Origin of the sequence: Streptomyces flaveolus (genome assembly GCF_000716535.1) — a bacterium.
GTDB lineage: Bacteria > Actinomycetota > Actinomycetes > Streptomycetales > Streptomycetaceae > Streptomyces > Streptomyces flaveolus_A.
The window spans coordinates 118,861-139,161 of sequence record NZ_JNWV01000011.1; the positions used below are offsets into that span (position 1 = coordinate 118,861).

The 20,301-nt window shown below is 75.7% G+C and carries 18 protein-coding genes and 1 pseudogene; 17 read left to right on the plus strand and 2 right to left on the minus strand.

Going from position 1 to position 20,301, the window contains the following annotated elements:
- Nucleotides 1–4: 4 nt before the first annotated feature.
- The 13 genes and pseudogenes from OO52_RS54205 to OO52_RS13860 all read left to right on the plus strand — a co-directional run bounded on the left by OO52_RS54205 (nt 5) and on the right by OO52_RS13860 (nt 13,641).
- Nucleotides 5–1,330, plus strand: coding sequence for an HAD-IIIA family hydrolase (locus OO52_RS54205; RefSeq protein WP_324608304.1), 1,326 nt, complete (start codon nt 5–7; stop codon nt 1,328–1,330).
- On the plus strand, nt 1,327–2,337 hold the full coding sequence (locus tag OO52_RS13805) for a glycosyltransferase family 9 protein (RefSeq protein ID WP_030644225.1): 1,011 nt from the start codon (nt 1,327–1,329) through the stop codon (nt 2,335–2,337). The genes OO52_RS54205 and OO52_RS13805 overlap by 4 nt, the downstream gene beginning before the upstream one ends.
- Nucleotides 2,334–3,296, plus strand: a complete 963-nt coding sequence (locus tag OO52_RS13810; protein WP_030938496.1) for a glycosyltransferase — start codon at nt 2,334–2,336, stop codon at nt 3,294–3,296. The genes OO52_RS13805 and OO52_RS13810 overlap by 4 nt, the downstream gene beginning before the upstream one ends.
- On the plus strand, nt 3,293–4,525 hold the full coding sequence (locus OO52_RS13815) for a glycosyltransferase (RefSeq protein ID WP_030644227.1): 1,233 nt from the start codon (nt 3,293–3,295) through the stop codon (nt 4,523–4,525). Before OO52_RS13810 ends, OO52_RS13815 begins: the two co-directional genes overlap by 4 nt.
- Nucleotides 4,522–5,223: pseudogene (locus OO52_RS52630) on the plus strand (D-sedoheptulose-7-phosphate isomerase); the annotation flags it as partial. The gene OO52_RS13815 and the pseudogene OO52_RS52630, both read left to right, overlap by 4 nt.
- Before the next feature lie 230 nt (nt 5,224–5,453).
- Complete coding sequence (locus tag OO52_RS13825; RefSeq protein WP_030644232.1) at nt 5,454–6,875, plus strand: PfkB family carbohydrate kinase; 1,422 nt, start codon at nt 5,454–5,456, stop codon at nt 6,873–6,875.
- A gap of 778 nt (nt 6,876–7,653) precedes the next feature.
- Nucleotides 7,654–8,658 carry a glycosyltransferase family 9 protein gene (locus OO52_RS13830; protein ID WP_030644234.1) on the plus strand — a complete coding sequence of 335 codons (1,005 nt, stop codon included), beginning with the start codon at nt 7,654–7,656 and terminating at the stop codon, nt 8,656–8,658.
- The gene (locus OO52_RS13835) at nt 8,648–9,589 is read left to right on the plus strand and encodes a glycosyltransferase family 2 protein (protein ID WP_030644236.1); all 942 of its coding nucleotides are present in this window, start codon (nt 8,648–8,650) and stop codon (nt 9,587–9,589) included. Before OO52_RS13830 ends, OO52_RS13835 begins: the two co-directional genes overlap by 11 nt.
- A gap of 242 nt (nt 9,590–9,831) precedes the next feature.
- A complete protein-coding gene (locus tag OO52_RS13840) occupies nt 9,832–10,764 on the plus strand; it encodes a glycosyltransferase family 2 protein (protein WP_037629025.1) in 933 nt (310 codons plus the stop codon).
- 166 nt (nt 10,765–10,930) lie between these two features.
- Nucleotides 10,931–11,416, plus strand: coding sequence for an STAS domain-containing protein (locus OO52_RS13845; RefSeq protein WP_234337790.1), 486 nt, complete (start codon nt 10,931–10,933; stop codon nt 11,414–11,416).
- Nucleotides 11,417–11,595: 179 nt separating this feature from the next.
- Entirely contained in the window at nt 11,596–12,804 is a 1,209-nt protein-coding gene (locus tag OO52_RS13850) for an ANTAR domain-containing protein (RefSeq protein WP_030644243.1), read from the plus strand.
- A 91-nt stretch (nt 12,805–12,895) separates the two neighbouring features.
- Nucleotides 12,896–13,099, plus strand: coding sequence for a hypothetical protein (locus OO52_RS13855; protein ID WP_030644246.1), 204 nt, complete (start codon nt 12,896–12,898; stop codon nt 13,097–13,099).
- Between the two features lie 86 nt (nt 13,100–13,185).
- Nucleotides 13,186–13,641: an RpiB/LacA/LacB family sugar-phosphate isomerase gene (locus OO52_RS13860; protein WP_030644248.1), complete on the plus strand. Its 456-nt coding sequence runs from the start codon at nt 13,186–13,188 to the stop codon at nt 13,639–13,641.
- Between the two features lie 70 nt (nt 13,642–13,711).
- Here the strand turns inward: OO52_RS13860 and OO52_RS13865 are convergent, their stop codons facing one another.
- Nucleotides 13,712–14,077, minus strand: a complete 366-nt coding sequence (locus OO52_RS13865; RefSeq protein ID WP_030644250.1) for a DUF6479 family protein — start codon at nt 14,075–14,077, stop codon at nt 13,712–13,714.
- Between the two features lie 131 nt (nt 14,078–14,208).
- Between OO52_RS13865 and OO52_RS13870 the strand changes: the two genes are divergently transcribed.
- The 4 genes from OO52_RS13870 to OO52_RS13885 all read left to right on the plus strand — a co-directional run bounded on the left by OO52_RS13870 (nt 14,209) and on the right by OO52_RS13885 (nt 18,491).
- Nucleotides 14,209–14,583, plus strand: a complete 375-nt coding sequence (locus OO52_RS13870) for a ferredoxin (protein WP_030644253.1) — start codon at nt 14,209–14,211, stop codon at nt 14,581–14,583.
- A gap of 114 nt (nt 14,584–14,697) precedes the next feature.
- Complete coding sequence (locus OO52_RS13875) at nt 14,698–15,876, plus strand: acyl-CoA dehydrogenase family protein (protein WP_030644255.1); 1,179 nt, start codon at nt 14,698–14,700, stop codon at nt 15,874–15,876.
- 200 nt (nt 15,877–16,076) lie between these two features.
- Nucleotides 16,077–16,874: an oxygenase MpaB family protein gene (locus OO52_RS13880; RefSeq protein ID WP_234337792.1), complete on the plus strand. Its 798-nt coding sequence runs from the start codon at nt 16,077–16,079 to the stop codon at nt 16,872–16,874.
- Between the two features lie 54 nt (nt 16,875–16,928).
- On the plus strand, nt 16,929–18,491 hold the full coding sequence (locus OO52_RS13885; protein WP_030644259.1) for a phytoene desaturase family protein: 1,563 nt from the start codon (nt 16,929–16,931) through the stop codon (nt 18,489–18,491).
- Nucleotides 18,492–18,506: 15 nt separating this feature from the next.
- Here the strand turns inward: OO52_RS13885 and OO52_RS13890 are convergent, their stop codons facing one another.
- A complete protein-coding gene (locus OO52_RS13890) occupies nt 18,507–20,294 on the minus strand; it encodes a serine hydrolase domain-containing protein (protein ID WP_030644261.1) in 1,788 nt (595 codons plus the stop codon).
- Nucleotides 20,295–20,301 lie beyond the last annotated feature (7 nt).

The following is a 20,301-nucleotide window of genomic DNA, read 5'->3' on the forward strand; positions in this document are numbered from 1 at the left end:
GGACGTGCCGTACAACGGCGATCCCGACCGGGTGCGGCTGATGCCGGGCGCCGCCGCGGCCGTCGCGCTGGCCCGGTCCGCCGGGCTGCCCACCGGGGTGGTCAGCAACCAGTCCGGCATCGGCCGCGGGCTGCTCACCGTCGACCAGGTCGTCCGCGTCAACGAGCGCGCGGACGAACTGCTGGGCGGGCTGGACACCTGGGTGTTCTGCCCGCACGCCCCCGACGCCGGCTGCGCCTGCCGCAAGCCCCGCCCCGGCCTGATCCACATCGCAGCCGCCCGGCTGGGCGTACCGCCGTCGGAGTGCCTGGTGATCGGCGACATCGCCGCGGACGTACTGGCCGCCCGCGCGGCCGGCGCCCGGGGCGTCCTGGTCCCGAACACGGCCACCGCGCCGGCAGAGGTGGAACGTTTCGCCACGGAGAGTGCCCCCGATCCCCTCACCGCCGTCCGCGCGGCCCTGACCGAGGCGGGCCTGGCCCCGGCAAGGCGCCGCCCCCCGCACGCCCCGCCCGCACGGACCGCACCGGCCGGTGACGGGATGCGGTGGTCCCGCCAGGGCACCGCGGTGGTCTCCGAAGGCCGGTGGTCCTCCGTGCGGGACGCGGAGAGGCCTGAGGGGATACGGCCGACCGGGCAGGGCGCCGCCACGGTCACCGAGTCCCGGCGACCGTCTGCGCCGGGTGCGGGGGGTTCGGACGGGGTTCGGTCGGTCGTGTCGGGGGCGGCGGCTTCGGATGTGGCTCGGTCCGCTGTGCCGGGGGCGGTGGCTTCGGATGTGCCGGGGGCGGTGGCTTCGGATGTGGCTCGGTCGTCCGTGCCGGGTGCGGCGGCCTCGGATCGGTCCCGGTCGTCCGTGCCGGGTGCGGCGGTTCCGGATGAGGCTCGGTCGGCTGTGCCGGGCGTGGCAGGTCCGGAGGGGTCGCGGTCGGCTGCGATGGATGCGGTGGCTTCTGACCGGACCCGGCCGCCGTCTATGCCGGGTGTGGCCGCCTCGGACGGGTTGCGGTCGTCTGCGCCGGGTGCGGGGGGTTCGGACCGGTCCCGGTCGTCCGTGCCGGGTACGGCGGCCTCAAACCAGACGCGACCACCGTCTATGCCGGGCGTGGCAGGCCCGGACGGGTCTCGTTCGGCCGTGCCTGGTGCGGTTCCGGACGGGACTCGGTCGGTCGTGTCGGGCGTGGCGGCTTCAGAGGCGTCCCCGTCGTCCGTGTCGGGCGAGGCCACCCCGCAGCGGCCCCGCTCGTCTGCGCCCGACCCGTCGGCCCCTGACCGGTCCCGGTCGGCCGTCGCCGGCGTCGGTCGGGGCCTTCGGAGGTGGTCGGCGTGAAATCGCTCGTCGTCCGGCTCGACAGTTTCGGTGATGTGCTGCTCGCCGGTCCCGCCGTGCGTGCCGTCGCCGCCCGTTCCTTCCACGTCACCCTGTTGTGCGGCCCGCGCGGCGCGGACGCGGCCCGGCTGCTGCCCGGGGTGGACGAGGTGCTGGTGTGGGAGGCGCCCTGGGAGGGGTTCGACCCGCCCCCGGTCAGCCCCGCGGACATCGACGGGCTGGTGGGGCGGCTGCGTGCCGGGGCCTACGACACCGCGCTCGTCCTCACCTCCTTCCACCAGAGCCCGCTGCCGACCGCCCTGCTGCTCCGGCTCGCCGGTGTCGGCCGGATCGGCGCCGACAGCGTCGACCACCCCGGCCGGCTCCTCGACGTACGCCACCGGCGGCTGGAGGGCCGGCACGAGGCCGAGGCGGCCCTGGACACCGCCGCCGCGCTCGGCTTCCCGCGGCCGCCCGGCGACGACGGGCGGCTGCGCGTCCTCCCGCCCCCGGACACCAGCAGCCTCACCGGCCACGGCCCCTACGTCGTCCTGCACCCCGGCGCCAGCGCCCCCGCCCGCGCCTGGAGCCCGCACCGCTGCGCCGAGGCGGTCGCGCTGCTCGCGGACGCCGGGCACCGCGTGGTCGTCACCGGCGGCCCCGAGGAGACCGACCTCACCCGGCGGGTCGGCGGGGATCTGGCCGTGGACCTCGGCGGCCGGACCTCCCCGCGCACCCTCGCCGGCGTGCTGCGCATGGCCGACGTCGTGATCAGCGCCAACACCGGCCCCGCCCACCTCGCCGCGGCCGTCGGCACCCCGGTCGTCTCGCTGTTCGCGCCCGTCGTACCGGCCGAGCGCTGGGCGCCGTACGGCGTCCCCGTCATCCTGCTCGGCGACCAGTCGGCGCCCTGCGCGGACACCCGGGCCCTCACCTGCCCGGTGCCCGGCCACCCCTGTCTGGACGAGGTCACCGGACAGGACGTGGTGCGCGCCGTGCACAAGCTCATCCAGGAGCGGCACTCATGAACATCCTCGTCTGGCACGTGCACGGATCCTGGCTCACCGCCCTCGTGCAGGGCCCGCACACCTACCTCGTCCCGGTCACCGACAACCGCGGACCCGACGGCCTCGGCCGCGCCCTGACCTGGAACTGGCCGGAGAGCGTGCGGGAACGCACGCCGAAGGAACTGTGGGACTGCGACATCGACCTGATGGTCCTGCAACGCCCGCACGAACTCGACCTCGCCCTGCGCTGGACCGGCCGCCGGCCCGGCGTGGACGTGCCCGCCGTGTACGTCGAGCACAACAGCCCCGACGAGTCGCCCGAGCGCCAACTCCACCCGCTGGCCGGGCAGTCGGCGATCCCCCTGGTACACGTCACCCACTTCAACCGGCTGATGTGGGACAACGGCCAGGCCCCCACCGAGGTCGTCGAACACGGCATCATCGACCCCGGCGCGCTCTACACGGGCACCGAGCGGCGCGCGGCCGTCGTGGTCAACGAGCCCGTGCGCAGAGGCCGTACCACCGGCACCGACCTGCTGCCCCGGTTCGCCCGGTCCGCCCCCCTGGACGTCTTCGGCATGCGCACCGAAGGACTCGCCGAGCACCTCGGCCTGCCGCCCGAGCGCTGCCGCACCCGGGACCTGCCGCAGCACGAACTGCACCGGGAGATGGCCCGGTGCCGGGTCTACCTGCACCCCGTGCGCTGGACCTCGCTCGGTCTGTCCCTGCTGGAGGCCATGTTCCTGGGCATGCCCGTGGTCGCCCTGGACACCACGGAGGCCCGGGAGGCGATACCCGAGGGCGCCGGGGTGGTCTCGAACCGCCTCGACGTCCTGGAGGACGCCGTACGGGCCTTCCTCGCCGACCCGGGGCTGGCCCGCCGCACCGGCGCGGCGGCCCGGGCCGCGGCCCAGGGCCGCTACGGAGAGCGGCGCTTCCTGGACGACTGGGAGCGCCTGATCAAGGAGGTCACCCGATGAGCCGCATTCCGCACACGGCCGGGCGCGTCGCCATGGTCTCCGAGCACGCCAGCCCCCTGGCCGCGCTCGGCGGGCCGGACGCGGGCGGCCAGAACGTGTACGTGGCGCAGGTCGCCCGGCAGCTCGCCAGGAAGGGATACCGGGTCACGGTGTACACCCGGCGGGACTCCGCGGGCCTCCCGGACCGGGTCACCCTCATCGACGGCGTCCAGGTGGTGCACGTGCCCGTCGGACCGCCCGCACCCGTCCCCAAGGACGAACTCCTGCCCCACATGGCCGAATTCGGGAACTTCCTGGCCAGGCAGTGGGCCCAGAGCCCGCCCGACGTGGTGCACGCCCACTTCTGGATGTCGGGCCTGGCCGCCCTGGCCGGCGCCCGCGACCTCGGCATCCCGGTCGTGCAGACCTACCACGCGCTGGGCACGGTGAAGAAGCGCTACCAGGGCGTCGCCGACACCAGCCCGCCGCAGCGCCTCGCCGTCGAGGAGGCCATCGGCCACGAGTGCGCCCGGATCATCGCCACGTGCAGCGACGAGGTGGCCGAACTGAAGGCCATGGGGCTGCCGGAGGACCGGATCAGCGTCGTGCCGTGCGGGGTCGACCCCGACCAGTTCGCCCCCGTCGCCCGCACCCGCCCCTCCGGCGCCCGCAGACGGCTGCTGGCCGTCGGCCGGCTCGTGCCCCGCAAGGGCTTCGACCGCGCCATCCGCGCCCTGGCCGGCGTTCCCGACGCCGAACTCCTCATCGCCGGCGGCCCCGAGGCCGACCTGCTCGGCGCCGAACCCGAGGCCGCACGCCTCTACGGCATCGCGGGCGAGTACGGCGTCTCGGACCGGGTCACCCTCCTCGGCGGGGTCAGCAGGGCCCGGATGCCCCGGCTGATGTCCAGCGCCGACCTGGTGCTGTCGCTGCCCCGGTACGAGCCCTTCGGCATCGTTCCCCTGGAGGCCATGGCCTGCGCCACGCCGGTCGTCGCCACCGCCGTCGGCGGTCAGCTCGACACGGTCGTGGACGGCACCACGGGCGTCCTGGTCCCGGCCGACGACGACCACGACCTCGGCGCGGTCGTCCGCGCCCTCCTCGCCGACCCCGACCGGCTCGCCCGGTACGGGGCCGCCGGCCGCGCCCGGGTGCTCAGCCACTACACCTGGGACCGGGTGGCCGACGGCGTGGCCGGGGTGTACGGCGCCGTGTCCGCCATCCGCTCGCTCTCGGGAGTGGTCCGATGAAGAGTCCGACGAAGACCGTCACCGACGCGGCGCACGGGAACACCGCCACCGCGCACTGCGACGACCTCGCCAAGGCCCTGGAGGCGTTCCGCGACCACGGTCCGCTCATCGAGCGCTGGGGCACGGAACTCGCCCGGCGGCTGGGCGCCGGTGCCCGGCTGCTCGTCGCGGGCAACGGAGGCAGCGCCGCCCAGGCCCAGCACCTCACCGCCGAACTCGTCGGCCGCTACCGCGACGACCGGCCGCCGTTCTCCGCGGTCGCCCTGCACGCCGACACCTCCTCCACCACGGCGATCGCCAACGACTACGGCGTCCAGGAGGTGTTCGCCCGCCAGACCGCCGCGCACGGCCGCCCCGGCGACGTGCTCCTGCTGCTGTCCACGAGCGGCGCCAGCGCCAACCTGCTGGCCGCCGCCGACCGCGCGCACCGGCTCGGCATGACGGTGTGGGCGCTGACCGGACGGGCACCCAACCCGCTGCAACTCGGCGCGGACGCGACGCTGTGCGTGGACGCCCCCGTCGCGGCCACCGTCCAGGAACTGCACCTGGTCGCCGTCCACATGCTCTGCGAGGCCTTCGACGCGGCCGTCGAACGGGGGGAGGCCGACCACGGGGTGGCGGACACCGGCGCCGACGAACGGGCGGACGCCGGGGGCAGGCCGGGCGGCGGTGGCGGGCGGGGCGCCAAGGGCAAGCGCGTCGTCGACGGCCAACGGGGTCCCGACGGCGGGCCGGACGCCAGTCGTCGGCCGGGTACGGATGGCCGGCCGGGTACCGAGGGCCGGCCGGATGCCGGTGGTCGGCCCGGTGACGATGGGCGGCCGGGTGCCGACGGCAAACCCGGCGTCGTGGGGCGGCTCGTGGGCCGTGCCCGCACCGTCGGCCGGGCCACGCCCGGCGCGCCCGTAGCCCCCAGGAAGGGACACACATGACCGCCTCCCAGGCACCCTTGGTCGTCGTGGGCGACGCCCTGCTCGACCACGACCTGTGCGGCCGGGCCGAGCGGCTGGCCCCGGACGCGCCCGTCCCCGTCGTCCACGGCACCCGGCGCAGCTCCCGCCCGGGCGGCGCCGCCCTCGCCGCCTGCCTCGCGGCGGCCGACGGACGCGCCGTCACCCTGGTCACCGCCCTCGGCGCCGACGCCGCCAGCGACACCCTGCGGGAGCTGCTGGCGGGCCGGGTCGGCCTGGTCGAGGTGCCGCTGGAGGGCAGCCTGAGCAGCAAGACCCGCGTCCTGGCCGGGGACCGGCCGCTGCTCCGCCTCGACGACGGCGAGGGCCGGGCCCGCGAGGCGACCCAGGAGGCGGTGTCCACGATCGCGGCGGCCGGCGGTGTCCTCGTCGCCGACTACGGCCGCGGTACCGCCGACGTCCTCCGCGACGCCCTCACGCACACGGCGGCCGCCATCGTCTGGGACCCGCACGTGCGCGGCCGGCCCCCGGTCCCCGGCGTCCGCCTGGCCACGCCCTCGGCCCAGGAGGCCCGCGCCTTCGCCCGGCAGCTCGACGACGCCGAGCCCGGCGACGCGGCCGGGCTGCGCACCGCCGCCCGGGACGCCCGCGCCCTCGTGCGGGCCTGGCGCGCCCAGGCCGTCGCGGTGACCCTCGGCGAACGCGGCGCCCTGCTCTCCCACGGCGAGACCCCGCTGCTCGTGCCGACCCCGGCCGCCGCCACGGGCGACCCCTGCGGCGCCGGCGACCGGTTCGCCGCTGCCGCCGCCGGCCTGCTCGCCGACGGCGCCCTCACCGAGGCCGCCGTGCAGGCCGCCGTCCACGCCGCCACCCGCTACGTCGCCGAGGGCGGCGCCCGCGCGGTCGCCGTCCCGGAGCAGCCGGAGGGGGCCGAGGAGGCGCCGGGTGACGGCGACACCACCGCGGACGCCGTGCGCACGGCCGCGCGGGTGCGGGCCGCGGGCGGCACCGTGGTCGCCGCGGGCGGCTGCTTCGACCTGCTGCACGCCGGGCACGTCGCCCTGCTCCAGGCCGCCCGCCGGGCCGGGGACTGCCTCATCGTGTGCGTCAACTCGGACGACTCGGTACGCCGTCGCAAGGGCGACGGCCGCCCGCTCGTCCCGGCCGCCGACCGGGTGCGGGTGCTGCGGGCCCTGGAGTGCGTGGACGCCGTCGCCGTGTTCGACGAGGACACGCCCGAACGCATCCTCGGCGAACTCCGCCCGCACATCTGGGCCAAGGGCGGCGACTACGCCCGGACCCGGCTGCCCGAACAGCCCCTCGTGGAGAGCTGGGGCGGCCAGGTCCTCCTCCTGCCCTACCTCGACGGCCGCTCCACCACCGGCCTCGCCCGCCGCGCGGCCCTGTCCCCGGCGCCCACGGGAGGAGACCCGAGGTGACGGGGGACTGGCCGATGAGCGTCGGCCGCGCAGCACATCCCGCGCCCCGGGCCGCCCTGCCGCCCGAGGGCCCGGACGCGGGGTGCCTTCGGCGCGCCCGGGGTCGGGATGCGGGGTGCCTTCGGCGCGCCTGGGGTCGGGATGCCATACCGGCCGGTGGCGCGGGTGTGGGGCCTCTGGTGTCGGCCGGAGGAGTGTCGGTCCCGCCCTCGCGGCACATCCCGGGCCTGGACGGGCCTTTGGCGGCAGACGTGGGCGTTTCGCCGTCGTTGTATGTCCCGGGTCGGGGTGGGCCACCGGCCGCAGGTGCAGGCGTCTCACCGGTGCCCTGCGTCCCGGGCCTGGACGCGCCATCGACCGCAGACGTAGGCGTCTCACCCGAGCCCCGCATCGTCGGTCGGGACGCGCCATCGGCCGCAGGCGTAGCCGGTTCACAGGTGCCCTGCATCCCGGGTCTGGGTGGGCCATCGACCCCAGGCGTGGGCGCCGCACCGACGCCCCGCATCGCCGGCCGGGGCGCGCCACCGGCCGCAGGCGTAACCGGCTCGCACACGCCCCGCATCCCCGGCCGGGACGCGCCACCGGCCGCAGACGCAGCGGGCTCGCCCACGCCCCGCATCCCCGGCCCGGCCGGTCCATCAGCCGCAGGCGCACACGCCTCGCCCACGCCCCGCCTCCCCGGCAGAGGCGCACCGCCCGCTCCAGTGGCCCGCGTCGGCGGACGGAGCCCGGCCCGCCGTCCGTCCCCGGCTTCCGCACGCAACGGAGGACCCACTCGGTGACCCGCACCCCGATCCCTACCCCGGACCCCCCGACCGTCCTGGTCCTGCGCGCCCTGGGCCTGGGCGATCTACTGGCCGGTGTGCCCGCGTTGCGGGGCGTCCGGCGAGCCTTCCCCGGGCACCGGGTCGTCCTCGCCCAGCCGCCGGGCCTCACCGAACTCGCCCTGGAGAGCGGGGCGGTCGACGCCGTGTTCCCGGCCGAGGCGCCGGGCCGCGCGGTGCCGGACCTCGGCCACTGGCCCGGCCCGCCCCCCGACGTGGCGATCGACCTGCACGGCAACGGCCCCGAGAGCCGCGACGCCCTGGCCGCCCTGCGCCCGCGCCGGCTGCTCGCCCACGCCTGCCCGGACGGCCCGCCGTGGCGGGACCAGGCGAACGAACGGGACCGCTGGTGCGGCTTCCTGCGCGGCTACGGCATCGCGGCCGACCCCCTGGACCTACGGCTGCCCCGGCCCACCACGCCGTCCCCGGCCCCGGGCGCGGTCGTCGTGCACCCCGGCGCGGCCTCGGGCTCCCGCCGCTGGCCGGGGGAGCGGTTCGCCGCCGTCGTACGGTGTCTGCGTGCCGCGGACCACCACGTGGTCCTCACCGGCGGCCCCGGCGAGGACGCCCTGGTCCGCTCGGTCGCCGAACGCAGCGGCCAGCGCGGCTGCGACGTGCTGACCGGCGGCCTGCCGTTCGGGGAACTGTCCGCGCTGGTCGCCGGTGCGTCCCTGGTGCTCAGCGGCGACACCGGCCTCGCCCATCTCGCGGTGGCCCACGGCACCCGCTCCGTCACCCTGTTCGGACCGGTCTCCCCGCGCCTGTGGGGGCCACCGCCGAGCCCGGACCACCTCGCCCTGTGGAAGTCCGGACCGCCCGGCGACCCGCACGGCCGCACCCCCGACGCCCGCCTGCTGCGCATCCGTGCCGGTGAGGTCGCCGCCGCCTGTCTGATGCTGCTGCGGGACGTGCGCGGCCGGCAGCGGCCGACGGGACCGGAGGTGGCCCATGTCCACTGAGCAGGCCCCGGCCCGCGTCCGCCGGCCCACGACGCCGGGCGACCCGCGCGTCACGGTCGCCGTCATCACCCGCGACCGCAGCGCCAGCCTGGTGCGCACCCTGGACGCGCTGGCCGCGCTGCCCGAGCGGCCGCCGGTCATCGTCGTCGACAACTCCCGTGACGACACCACCCGTCGTGCCGTGGCCGGCCACCCGGCGATCGCCCGCCTGTTGCGGCCCCCCGCCAACACCGGCGCCCTCGGCCGCAACCTGGCCGTCCGGCACGCCGACACCCCCTACGTCGCCTTCAGCGACGACGACTCCTGGTGGGAACCCGGGAGCCTCGCCCGCGCCGCCGACCTCCTCGACGAGCACCCCCGGCTCGGCCTGCTCGCCGCCCGCACCCTGGTCGGCGACCAGGGCGTCGAGGACCCCCTCAACGCGGTGCTCGCCGACTCCCCGCTGCCCCTGGAACCGGACCTGCCCGGCCGCCCGGTGCTCGGGTTCCTCGGCTGCGCCTGCGTGGTCCGCCGCGAGGCCTTCCTGAGCGCCGGCGGCTACCACCCGTTGCTGTTCTTCGGCGGCGAGGAGACCCTGCTCGCCTACGACCTGGCCGCCGCGGGCTGGGGCGTCGCCTACGAACCCTCCCTGCGCGCCCGCCACCACCCCGAGGACCACGACCGCACCGGCCGCTCCTTCCTCGTCCGGCGCAACCACGTGCTGACGACCTGCCTGCGCCGCCCCTGGCCCGTGGTCCTGCGCGCCGGCGCCGACCTGGCGCTGGCCGCCGCGACCGGCCGCCCCGGCGCGCGCCGCGCCCTCAAGGAGACCGTCGCCCGGTTCCCGGCCGCCCTCGCCCGCCGCCGTCCCCTGCCCCCGCGCGTCGAACACGCCGCGGGCCTGCTCGACCGCGAGACACCCGGCCGCCCCCGGCAAGGCACCAGGCAATGACCGGGCCGGCGGCGCGGCTCATGCTCGCGACCCGCCTTCACACCCCCCCGCGAAGGCACGGCCCGCGGACCGCGACCGCGCTCCGCCCGGCCATCCACGGGGAGGCGCCGGACGATGACCATCCCGACCGCCCTCACCACCCACGGGAAGGGCGCGCCACACGCCCCGGCCCACCACGGGAAGGCGCGCCGGACGATGACCACCCCAACCGGCCCTGACCACCCACGGGGAGGCGCCAGACGATGACCAGCACCGCTCCCGAGGCCGCTACCCGGATCGTCCCCGACGACCGTACGACCGTCGTCCTGATCACCCACAACCGCCGTGACGAACTGCTGCGCACCCTCGGCCTGTTGCGCCGGCTGCCCGAGCGGCCGCCCGTGATCGTCACCGACAACGCCTCCACCGACGGCACCGCCGATGCGGTCGCCCGGGACTACCCGGAGATGACCCTGCTGCGTCCCGGACGGAACCTCGGCGCCATCGGCCGCAACCTGGCCGTGCAGCGGGTGCGCACGCCCTACGTCGCCTTCTGCGACGACGACACCTGGTGGGAACCCGGCAGCCTGCGCCGGGCCGCCGATCTGCTGGACGCCAGGCCCCGGCTCGCGGGCGTCACCGCACGGATCCTCGTGGAACCGGAGGGCACCGAGGACCCGGTCGTGCGCGAGCTGCGCGAGTCCCCGCTGTCCGGACCCGACTGGCTGCCGGGACCCGCCCTCGGCTCCTTCCTCGCCGCCGCCACCGTGCTGCGCACCGAGGCCTTCCGCGCCGGCGGCGGCTTCCACCCGGGCCTGTGGCTCGGCGGCGAGGAAGAACTGCTCGCCTGCGACCTGCTGCGCCAGGGCTGGTGGCTCGCCTACGCCGAGGAACTCACCGTGCACCACCACGCCTCCCGGCTGCGCGACAGCACGGCCCGGCGGGTCCTCGGACTGCGGAACACGCTGTGGTTCACCTGGCTGCGCCGGCCACTGCTGCCGGCGCTCCGCCGCACCGGGCACCTCGTCCGGACCGTGCCCCGGGACGCCGCCTCCGCCCGCGCCTTCGCCCACGCCACCGCCGGGCTGCCGTGGGTGCTGCGCCAGCGCGACCCCGTACCGCCGGACCTGGAACGCCGGCTCGCCGCACTGGAACGGGCCCGCAGGGACTCACCCGCCCGGCGGTACGTCGGCTGAGACGCGAGCGGTACGTCGGCTCATCCGCCGACGGCGCGACACGCCCCGGGGAACGTCGTTGCATCCCCCTCACGGCGCGGGCACAGTGATGTCCCGGTCAAGACGCGGCCGGCTGATCCTTCCTCCCCCTCCAGGAAGCCCGATCCCCGTGGAAACCCGATCACCCATGGAAGACGGTCAGCCGTCCCCCGCCCGCGTCCGCCCCGGCGGGCCGGCCCCGCTGCTCCTGCAGACCGTGCACGAGCACCGCCCGGGGCTCGGCGGCATCAGCGTCCTGAAGACCCGGGGCACGGTCGACGCCTCCAACGCCCGGCTGTTCTCCGAAGCCCTCGCCGAGCACGTGGCCCACGCCGGCCAGGCCGGAGAACACCCCCTGCTGGACCTGAGCGAGGCGTATCTCGCCTGCGCCGACGCGGTGCGCTCGCTGGACCGGGCGACCGGGGCCCTCGCCCGCACCGGCCGCGCCCTGTCCGTCGTACAGCCCCGGCCGCACGTCCGGGAGGCCCTGACCTCGGCCGGCCTGCCGGGCATCCGGGTGCACGCCACCCTGGCGTCGGCCCTGGACGCCCTGACGTCCCGCGAACCGGCCCGCGAACGGGTGTGCGAGCCGGCGTACGAACCGGCCCGCCCGGAGCCCGGCGGCCTCGGATAGCGGCCGCGCGGCCCACCGCTCCGCCGCACGGCGCGGTGGATGGCGCGGCAGATGGCCCGGGGCCTACCGTGCGGGATGGCGCGTAGGTCGGGAAGAGGCCGATCGAGTTCTTTGGGACGTTCTGTCTGGGTGATGCGATGAAACCTTCTTCCGGCCGACCTGCGGCACCGGCTCCCCTCGTGATCGAGTCCTCCGTCGTCGAGGGGCTGCCCGCCGAGGGCGCCCTCCTGCTGCGCATGTCGGGCAGTCTCGACGCCGACGGTGCCCAGGCCTGGTCGGAGGAGCTGCGCGGTCACCTGGAACAGGCCGACCGCGCCGGGCTGCGCCCCGTGCTCGACATGGCGCACGTCCAGCTCGGCGGCGCCGCCGTACTGCGCACGCTCAGCGAGACGACCCGGGCGCGCACCGGACGCCCCGACCTGATCATCGTCCGCGCCCGGCCCGGGGTCCGCGAGGCGGTGCACCTGGCCCGCCTGGACGGCGTCCAGCTGTACGCCACCCTGGACGAGGCGCTGCGCGAGCTGGCCCGCGCGGCGTCCCGCGTGGAGGAACTGCCCGCCTGGCGGTCGCAGATGGCGGACCCGCTGCGGCCCTCGTACGAGGACCTGCACAAGGAGGTCCGCGCGCTGCGCGCCCGGGTGCGCACCGCGCCGGTGATCGGCATGGCGCAGGGCACGCTCATGGTCCGCTACGGACTGCCGGACTCCGGCAGCGCCTTCCGGGTGCTGCGCGAGGCCTCCCAGCGGTTCAACGTGCCGCTGCGGGTCCTCGTCTCGGCCGTGGTGGTGGCCCGGCCCCCGGACGGCGACGTGTGGTTCCCGGGCCGCCGTTCGCTGCCGGTGCCGCAGCTGCGGATGCTGGGCCGCGGCGGCCGGGACCCGCGGTACCGGCGGCAGATGATCGACGCCGTCCTGCACGAGGCGCTGGCCATCGGCCGGGCGCCCGCCGGGTACGTGCAGTTCGTGGACCCGGCCGTGAACACCCTGATGCTGGAGACCCACTACGGCTGTGCGGAGACGCTCCTCGACCAGCTCGTGCGCGGCCGGGGCGACGGCACGGCCGACGCGGCGGCCCGGATCCGGGGCCGCCAGGTGAGCGTGCCCGACGTCGCGACGGACGCGGAGCTCTCCGACGACTGCCGGCGCGTGCTGCTGGCCACCGGTACCCAGGCCGTGCACAGCGTCCCGGTGCTCTCCTCCGCCGGCTCGTGCACCGGCGTGATCACCCTGCACTGGCCCGACGCCGGCCACCGGACGACCCCCGCGCAGGCCGAGGCGCTGGCCCTGCTCGCCTCGGACACGTCGGCCTGGCTGAGCTGGTACCACCGCTCGGTGCTCCTGGACGCCCTCGAACACCTCCACCGGGCGCTGACCCGCCCGGCGCCGTGAGCTCCGGTCCGCCGCCGGTGTGCGTCACCCCCGGCCCTCTGGGAACCCGGACGCGGAACGGAGCACGCACCATCCGGAGGGAGTCCGGCGCATGTCCAATCCGCAGCAGCCCGAACAGCGGCGCAGTGACAAGGGTGGCGCCACCCCGCAGGACAGCGGCGAGCTGAAGGCCCGCCAGACGGCCGAGCGGGACGCGGGCGGCCGTCCGCACGGCTCCGACAAGGCAGGAAAGGGCGGCAAGGGCGGGGGAGAGGGCGGCGGGGTGCCTCCGGCACAGCAGCCCGACCACCCCTGACCTGGTAGGCCCGATGCCCTGCCGAACGGCCCCTCCGCGGGGCCGTTCGGCACGTCCGGCCGGGTCCAGGCGCTACGCTCCGGAGTATGCGGATCTCCGTCTCCTCCGACATGGACGAACCCGTCGCCCGGCTGCTGGTCGCTGAGCTGCGGCGGCGTGGTCACGAGGTCCGGGAGCACGGCGCGCTGCGGCCCGGGGCCGACGCGCAGTGGGCGGTCTGTTCGGAGGCCGCCGCCCGGGACGTGGCCGAGGGTGCGGCCGACCAGGCCGTGGTGTGCTGCTGGACGGGTACCGGCGCGTCCATCGCGGCCAACAAGGTGCCGGGCGTGCGCGCGGCGCTGTGCACGGACGCCGGTACCGCCGACGGAGCGCGCCGCTGGAACGACGCCAACGTCCTCGCGCTGAGCCTCAGACTCACCTCGGAACCGGTGCTGAAGGAGATCCTCGACGCGTGGTTCGCGGCCGAGCCCAGCCAGGACGCGGAGGACCGGCAGAACGTGGCCCGCGTCGGCCGCCTGGACGCCGCCCGGAAGTCTTCCTAGGGGCGTACGGCGGTCCGGCGCGGGCCGGGTTGCCGGGATCGACGGGGGCCGGGATCGGCGCGGCCGGGGCTCAGTGGGCGCCGAGTCCGCCGCCGCCGAACGAGCCGCTGGAGCCCTTGCTCCAGCGCGGACGCTCCTTCGACTGGCTCGTCCGGGTGTCCATGTTGGTCAGCTCGTACGGGGTGAGCGGGCGGTCGCCCTTGGGGATCCGCGGTATCTCCGCGGACTCCCGGTTCTCCCGGACCTCGTGCACGGGTCCCTCCGGCGGCAGCTTGGGCTGTTCCTCGGGGCGGGGGCGCGGGGACTCGCGGTATCTGACGCGAGAGGTCATCCAGAAGCCGCCGGCCAGCAGCGCGAGCACGGCCACGGCCACGATGAACAGGAACAGGCTCATCAGGCCGCTCGCCGCGGCCAGCTGCATCGATGCAGTGTTCATAGAACAGGAATACCCGGCCAGAACCGGACGAACCCGGACACTATGGGTTACGGCGCATGGTCGCGCGGTATCCGTCCGCCCGGCCCCAGGGACAGTGGTTTGTGGCCGCCCGCCCCGGCTACCCGCACGGTGTGACATCGCCGACTTCGCAGCAGCAGCTCTACCGGTTCCTGGAGGACCGTTTCACCTGTGCCCAGGCGTGCACGGAGTGCGCCCGGGCCTGTGCCGTGCGCGCGAGCCTGGTCGACCCGGACGGGAGTGAGCACCAGGAGCGGGCGCGCCGGCTGGGCATCATGTGCGCCGAGGTGTGCGACGCCACCTGCCGCGTGCTGTGCGAGGAGAACCGACAGGACGAGGAGGCGATCCGGGTCCGGGTGGACTGGTGCCGCTCGGTCTGCCTGGAGTGCGCCCGCGCGTTCGACGAGCACCCCGGTGCCGAGTCCGCCGCGGCCGCCTGCCGGGCCTGCGCCGACGCCTGCGCGGACTTCCTGGAAACGCTCGGGTGAGCGCCCCCGGCCGTAGGCGCCCCCGAATCCGCCCGGGCCCCGGCATTCCCAATTTCTGAAACACGTTCTACGGTGTGCGCCGTCAGGACCGCCCTTGGGGAGCCTGGAGGCGCCGTGCACCTCGACCACACGCCCGAGCAACAGCGGCTGCGCACCGAACTGCGGGCCTACTTCGCCGAGCTGGTTCCGGACAACGCCTACGCCCGGTACGCCGACCCGGGCGCGCAGAAGCGGTTCTACCGCGACACCGTCCGCCGGCTCGGCGCCGACGGCTGGCTCGGCGTCGGCTGGCCCGAGGAGTACGGCGGGCGCGGGATGACGGCGATGGAGCAGTTCATCTTCTTCGACGAGGCCGCGCAGGCCGGCGTACCCCTGCCGCTGATGGCCCTCAACACCGTCGGGCCGACGATCATGCGGTACGGCACCGACGAGCAGAAGGCGTACTTCCTGCCGCGCATCCTCTCCGGCGAGATCGACTTCGCGATCGGCTACAGCGAGCCCGGTGCGGGCACGGACCTCGCGTCCCTGACGACCCGCGCGGTCCGGGAAGGCGACGAGTACGTCGTCAACGGCCACAAGATCTGGACGACCAACGGCGACACCGCCGACTGGGTGTGGCTGGCCGTGCGCACCGACCCCGAGGCCCCGCCGCACAAGGGCATCACCATGCTGCTGGTGCCGACCTCCGACCCCGGCTACTCCTGCACCCTCATCCGCACCCTCGCCTCCCACGACACCACCGCGAGCTACTACGAGAACGTCCGCGTCCCCGTCTCCCGCCGCGTCGGCGCCGAGAACGAGGGCTGGCGTCTGATCACCAACCAGCTCAACCACGAACGCGTGACCCTCGCCGCCCACGGCACCATGGCGATCCGCGCCCTGCACGACGTGCAGCGCTGGGCGATGGGGACCAAGCTCGCCGACGGCCGCCGGGTCGCCGACCTGGCCTGGGTACGCCGCCTCCTCGCCCGCACCCACACCCGCCTCGACGCGCTCAGACTCCTCAACTGGCAGATGGTCACCGCCGTCCAGGACGGCACGCTCGCCCCGCAGGACGCCTCCGCCGTCAAGGTGTACGGCTCCGAGGCCCGCCGGGACGCCTACGCCTGGCTCATGGAGATCGTCGCCGCGGCCGCCCCCCTGAAGGAGGGCTCGGCGAGCACCGTCCTGCACGGCGAACTGGAACGCGGCTACCGCTCGGCGGTCATCTTCACCTTCGGCGGCGGCAACAACGAGATCCAGCGCGAAATCATCTCCTGGACCGGCCTGGGGATGCCACGCGTACGGCGTTAGCCCTGTCTGCGTCAGCCCTGTCCGCCCGGCGCGGGACCCGGGCGATTAGGCTGCACGGAGGAAGTCCGGCGTGCGCTTCGGCGCACGCGCGGGTCGGCGGCGGCAAGGGGTGACGTCCGGTGGCTGTGGGCACATCCGTGGGCACTTCTGCGAGCGCGGGCGATCCCGGACTGTTCACCCCGGCCTCCGTGACCTGGCAGATGCACGGCGACCCCATGATGTGGATCGCCGGGGTCCGCGCGCTCTACCTCCAGGCGTTGCATCCGCGTGCGGTCCGGGGGGTCATGCAGAACTCCGACTTCCGGCGGGACGCCTGGGGGCGGCTGATGCGCACCGCGCACTTCGTCGGGACCACGACCTACGGCACGAGCGAGGCCGCCGAGCGGGCCGGCGCGCGGGTGCGGAAGATCCACAGCATGCTCACCGCGACCGACCCGGACACCGGCGAGCGGTACGGCGTCGGTGAACCGGAGCTGCTGCTGTGGGTGCACTGCGCGGAGATCGACTCCTATCTGCACGTCCTGCGCCGCTCCGGCTTCCCGCTCACCGACGCCCAGGCCGACCGGTACATAGCGGAACACCGCGTCAGCGCCCGCCTGGTGGGGCTCGACCCGCACACGGTGCCGGCGAGCCGGGCGGAGCTGGCCGCGTACTTCGAGGCGGTCCGGCCGGAGCTGGCCGCCGGCCCCGAGGCACACGACGTGGACGACTTCCTGCTCCGCCCGCCGACGCACCCGCTGCTCGTCCCGGCGCGCGAGCTGCTGTGGCGGCGGGTGGCGCTGCTGGCGTACGCGGCCCTGCCGCCGTACGCCCATGAGCTGTACGGCAGGCCCGCCCCCGCGCCCGCCGTCGTCACCCGCCGGCTGCGCGTCACCGGAGCCGTGCTCCGCCGCGTCCCCGCACGGCTGCGCTGGCAGCTCCCGCCGAAGCACATCCTGCGGGCCATGGCGCGGCTCGGCCCGCAGGCGCGTCCGGCACCGCACAAGGTGAGGGGCTGACCCGGCCCCGGCCCGCCTCTGGCCGTCGTGGATCACCGCGTGCTACGAAGAACCATGTCCGCGAACGAGGGAACCCGCGCGTACGACGCCGTCATCGTCGGCGCAGGCCACAACGGCCTGGTCGCCGCCGCCTACCTGGCCCGGGCCGGCCGCTCGGTGCTGGTGCTGGAGCGCCTGGACCACACCGGTGGCGCGGCCGTCTCCACCCGCCCGTTCGCCGGGGTCGACGCCCGACTGTCGCGCTACTCCTACCTGGTCAGCCTGCTGCCGGAGAAGATCGTGCGCGACCTCGGGCTCGACTTCCGCGTCCGCTCCCGGACCATCTCGTCGTACACCCCGGCCGAGCGCGCGGGCCGGCCCACCGGCCTCCTCGTCGGCGGCGGCGAGCAGCGCACCCGGGAGGCCTTCGCCCGGCTCACCGGCGGCGACCGCGAGTACGAGGCCTGGCAGCGCTTCTACGGCATGACCGGCCACGTCGCCCAGCGCGTCTTCCCCACGCTCACCGAACCGTTGCCCACCCGCGACGAACTGCGCGGCCGCATCGACGACGAGGCCGCCTGGCGTACCCTGTTCGAGGAGCCGGTCGGCGTCGCCATCGAGCGGACCTTCACCGACGACCTGGTCCGGGGCGTCGTCCTCACCGACGCGCTCATCGGCACCTTCGCCGACGCCCACGACCCGACCCTCGTCCAGAACCGCTGCTTCCTCTACCACGTCATCGGCGGCGGAACCGGCGCCTGGGACGTGCCCGTCGGTGGCATGGGCGCGCTGACCGACGCGCTGGCCGCCGCGGCGCGCGCGGCGGGCGCGCGCATCGCCACCGGGCACGAGGCGATCCGGATCGACACGGACGGGAAGACCGCCGAGGTCGTCTACCGCACCGCCGCGGGGGAGGGCACCGCCGCCGCCCGGCACGTCCTGGTGAACGCCTCCCCGCACGAACTGGCCGTCCTCACCGGCGACCCGGCGCCCGAACCCGTCGAGGGGGCCCAGCTCAAGGTCAACATGCTGCTCACCCGGCTGCCCCGGCTGCGCGACCCCGAGGCCGACCCGCGCGAGGCGTTCGCCGGCACCTTCCACATCGCCGAGGGCTACCGGCAACTGGCCACCGCCCACGCCCAGGCCGCCGCCGGCGAACTCCCCGCCAGCCCGCCCTCGGAGATCTACTGCCACTCCCTGACCGACCCCACCATCCTCGGCGCCGACCTCGCCGAGCGCGGCTACCAGACCCTCACCCTCTTCGGCCTGCACGCCCCGGCCCGGCTCTTCGACCGGGACAACGACGCCGTACGCGAGGAACTGCTGACGTCCACCCTCGCCCAGCTCGACGCCCACCTCGCCGAACCCCTCGCGGACTGCCTGGCCACCGACGCCGACGGCCGCCCCTGCATCGAGGCGAAGACACCGCTCGACCTCGAACGGGACCTGCGGCTGCCCGGCGGCAACATCTTCCACCGGGCCCTGTCCTGGCCCTACGCCCAGGAGGACAGCGGCCGTTGGGGCGTGGAGACGCGGCACCCCAACGTGCTGCTGTGCGGGGCCGGCGCGGTGCGCGGGGGCGGTGTCAGCGGGGTGCCCGGGCACAACGCGGCGATGGCGGTGCTGGAGCGGGACTGACCACGGGGCGCGGGCTCAGTCGGCCGAGCCCTGCCACCCCACCGCCGCGATCCGTGCCGCGTCCGCCGGGCGCGCCCCGTCGAACAGCACCGTCCCGCCCGCGTCGACGCGCAGCGCGTCGACGTACGCGCCCCGGCCGACGTACAGCGCGTCCGTGGTGTACCGCCAGCGCAGGGCCAGCCGGGGGTCGGCGGGCAGGGCCGCGGTCAGCCGGTGCCAGACGCGGCCCGACCAGCCGGTGACCGTGCCCTCCGGGTGGTCCTCGGGGTCCTCGCCGTGGCGGGTGGTGGTGAAGGGAACCGGGTGCCAGGAGGCGCCGCCGTCCGTGGTGGACTCCAGGGCCACCAGGTCGGAGCGGGGTTCGGTGTCCCACCACAGGGCACAGCGCAGCCGGGCCGTGCCGGAGGAGGTGTCCAGCGCCGGCAGGGTGAGCGTGGCGGCCGTGGCGTTCGCCATGCCCGAGAACCAGGCCGTACGGCCGCTCGCCGGGCGGACCGGCACCGCGCGGGCGAGGTGGTTGCCGGCGGCGACCCGGGGAGCCGAACCGGACCGCCAGGTACGCACCGGATGCACGGAGTTGCCGAGGACGACCAGGAAGGAGTCGGTCGTGGGGTCGAGCACGAGAGAGGTGCCGGTGAAGCCGGTGTGGCCGGCCGTGCGCGGGGTGGCCATCGCCCCCATGTACCAGTGCTGGTACAGCTCGAAGCCGAGGCCGTGCTCGTCGCCGGGGAAGGCCGTGTTGAAGTCGGTGAACATCAGGTCCACCGACTCGGGCCGCAGGATGCGGGCCCGGCCGTAGCGGCCGCCGTTGAGCAGCGTACGGCCGAGGACCGCGAGGTCCCACGCGCTCGCGAACACGCCGGCGTGACCGGCCACGCCGCCCAGGCTGTACGCGTTCTCGTCGTGCACCTCGCCCCACACCAGCCCGCGGTCCAGCCCGGACCAGGGCTTGCGCGCGTCCTCGGTCGCCGCGATCCGCGGCTTCCAGGAGGCGGGCGGGTTGTAGCGGGTGCTGCCCAGGCCGAGCGGACCGGTGATCTCCTCGCGCAGCAGCACGTCCAGGGCGCGGCCGGTGACCTTCTCCAGGACGAGCTGGAGCGAGATCAGGTTCAGGTCCGAGTAGAGGTAGGCGGTGCCCGGCGGGTTGAGGGGTGCCTCGTTCCAGATGAGCTGGAGCTTCTCCTCGTACGTCGGCGCGTTGTACAGCGGGATCCACGCGCGGAAGCCCGAGGTGTGGGTGAGGAGCTGACGGATCGTCACCGACTGTTTGCCCGCGCGCCCGAACTCCGGGAGGTACGAGGCGACCGTCCCCTCCAGGGCCAGCGTGCCGCGCTCGATCTGCTGCACGGCGAGCAGCGAGGTGAACAGCTTGGAGACGGAGGCCAGGTCGAACACGGTGTCCCGGGTCATCGGGAGCTGCTGTTCGGGCGGCAGTTCGACGCCGGTGTCGGTCTTCTCGTCGTACCGGGCGTAGCGCACCGCCATGCCGATCGGCTCGTGCAGCGCCACGGTGCCGCCGCGCCCGGCGAGCAGCACGGCACCCGCGTACCAGGGGTGCCGGGGGGAGGGCGCGAGGAACGCCTCGGCGTCCGTGACGAGTTGCCGCAGGTGCGCGGGGAGCAGCCCGGCGCGTTCGGGTGAGCCGTGGCGCAGGGTGGGGTGACGGCCGGAGGCGGGTGCGGCGGCGGCCGGGCCCGCCGGGAGCACGCCGAGGGCGAGTGCGCCGCTCGCTGCCAGTGTGCCCGCGACGAGCCGGCGGCGGGTCGGCCCGCTCGCTCGTCCGCCTGCCACGTCGTCCGTCATGCTGCGG

Coding starts and splice junctions, on each gene's coding strand:
- OO52_RS13810 (WP_030938496.1), top strand. CDS start 2,334: ATGAACATCCTCGTCTGGCACGTGCACGGATCCTGGCTCACCGCCCTC.
- OO52_RS13815 (WP_030644227.1), top strand. CDS start 3,293: ATGAGCCGCATTCCGCACACGGCCGGGCGCGTCGCCATGGTCTCCGAG.
- OO52_RS13825 (WP_030644232.1), top strand. CDS start 5,454: ATGACCGCCTCCCAGGCACCCTTGGTCGTCGTGGGCGACGCCCTGCTC.
- OO52_RS13835 (WP_030644236.1), top strand. CDS start 8,648: ATGTCCACTGAGCAGGCCCCGGCCCGCGTCCGCCGGCCCACGACGCCG.
- OO52_RS13840 (WP_037629025.1), top strand. CDS start 9,832: ATGACCAGCACCGCTCCCGAGGCCGCTACCCGGATCGTCCCCGACGAC.
- OO52_RS13845 (WP_234337790.1), top strand. CDS start 10,931: ATGGAAGACGGTCAGCCGTCCCCCGCCCGCGTCCGCCCCGGCGGGCCG.
- OO52_RS13855 (WP_030644246.1), top strand. CDS start 12,896: ATGTCCAATCCGCAGCAGCCCGAACAGCGGCGCAGTGACAAGGGTGGC.
- OO52_RS13860 (WP_030644248.1), top strand. CDS start 13,186: ATGCGGATCTCCGTCTCCTCCGACATGGACGAACCCGTCGCCCGGCTG.
- OO52_RS13865 (WP_030644250.1), bottom strand. CDS start 14,077: ATGAACACTGCATCGATGCAGCTGGCCGCGGCGAGCGGCCTGATGAGC.
- OO52_RS13880 (WP_234337792.1), top strand. CDS start 16,077: ATGCACGGCGACCCCATGATGTGGATCGCCGGGGTCCGCGCGCTCTAC.
- OO52_RS13885 (WP_030644259.1), top strand. CDS start 16,929: ATGTCCGCGAACGAGGGAACCCGCGCGTACGACGCCGTCATCGTCGGC.
- OO52_RS13890 (WP_030644261.1), bottom strand. CDS start 20,294: ATGACGGACGACGTGGCAGGCGGACGAGCGAGCGGGCCGACCCGCCGC.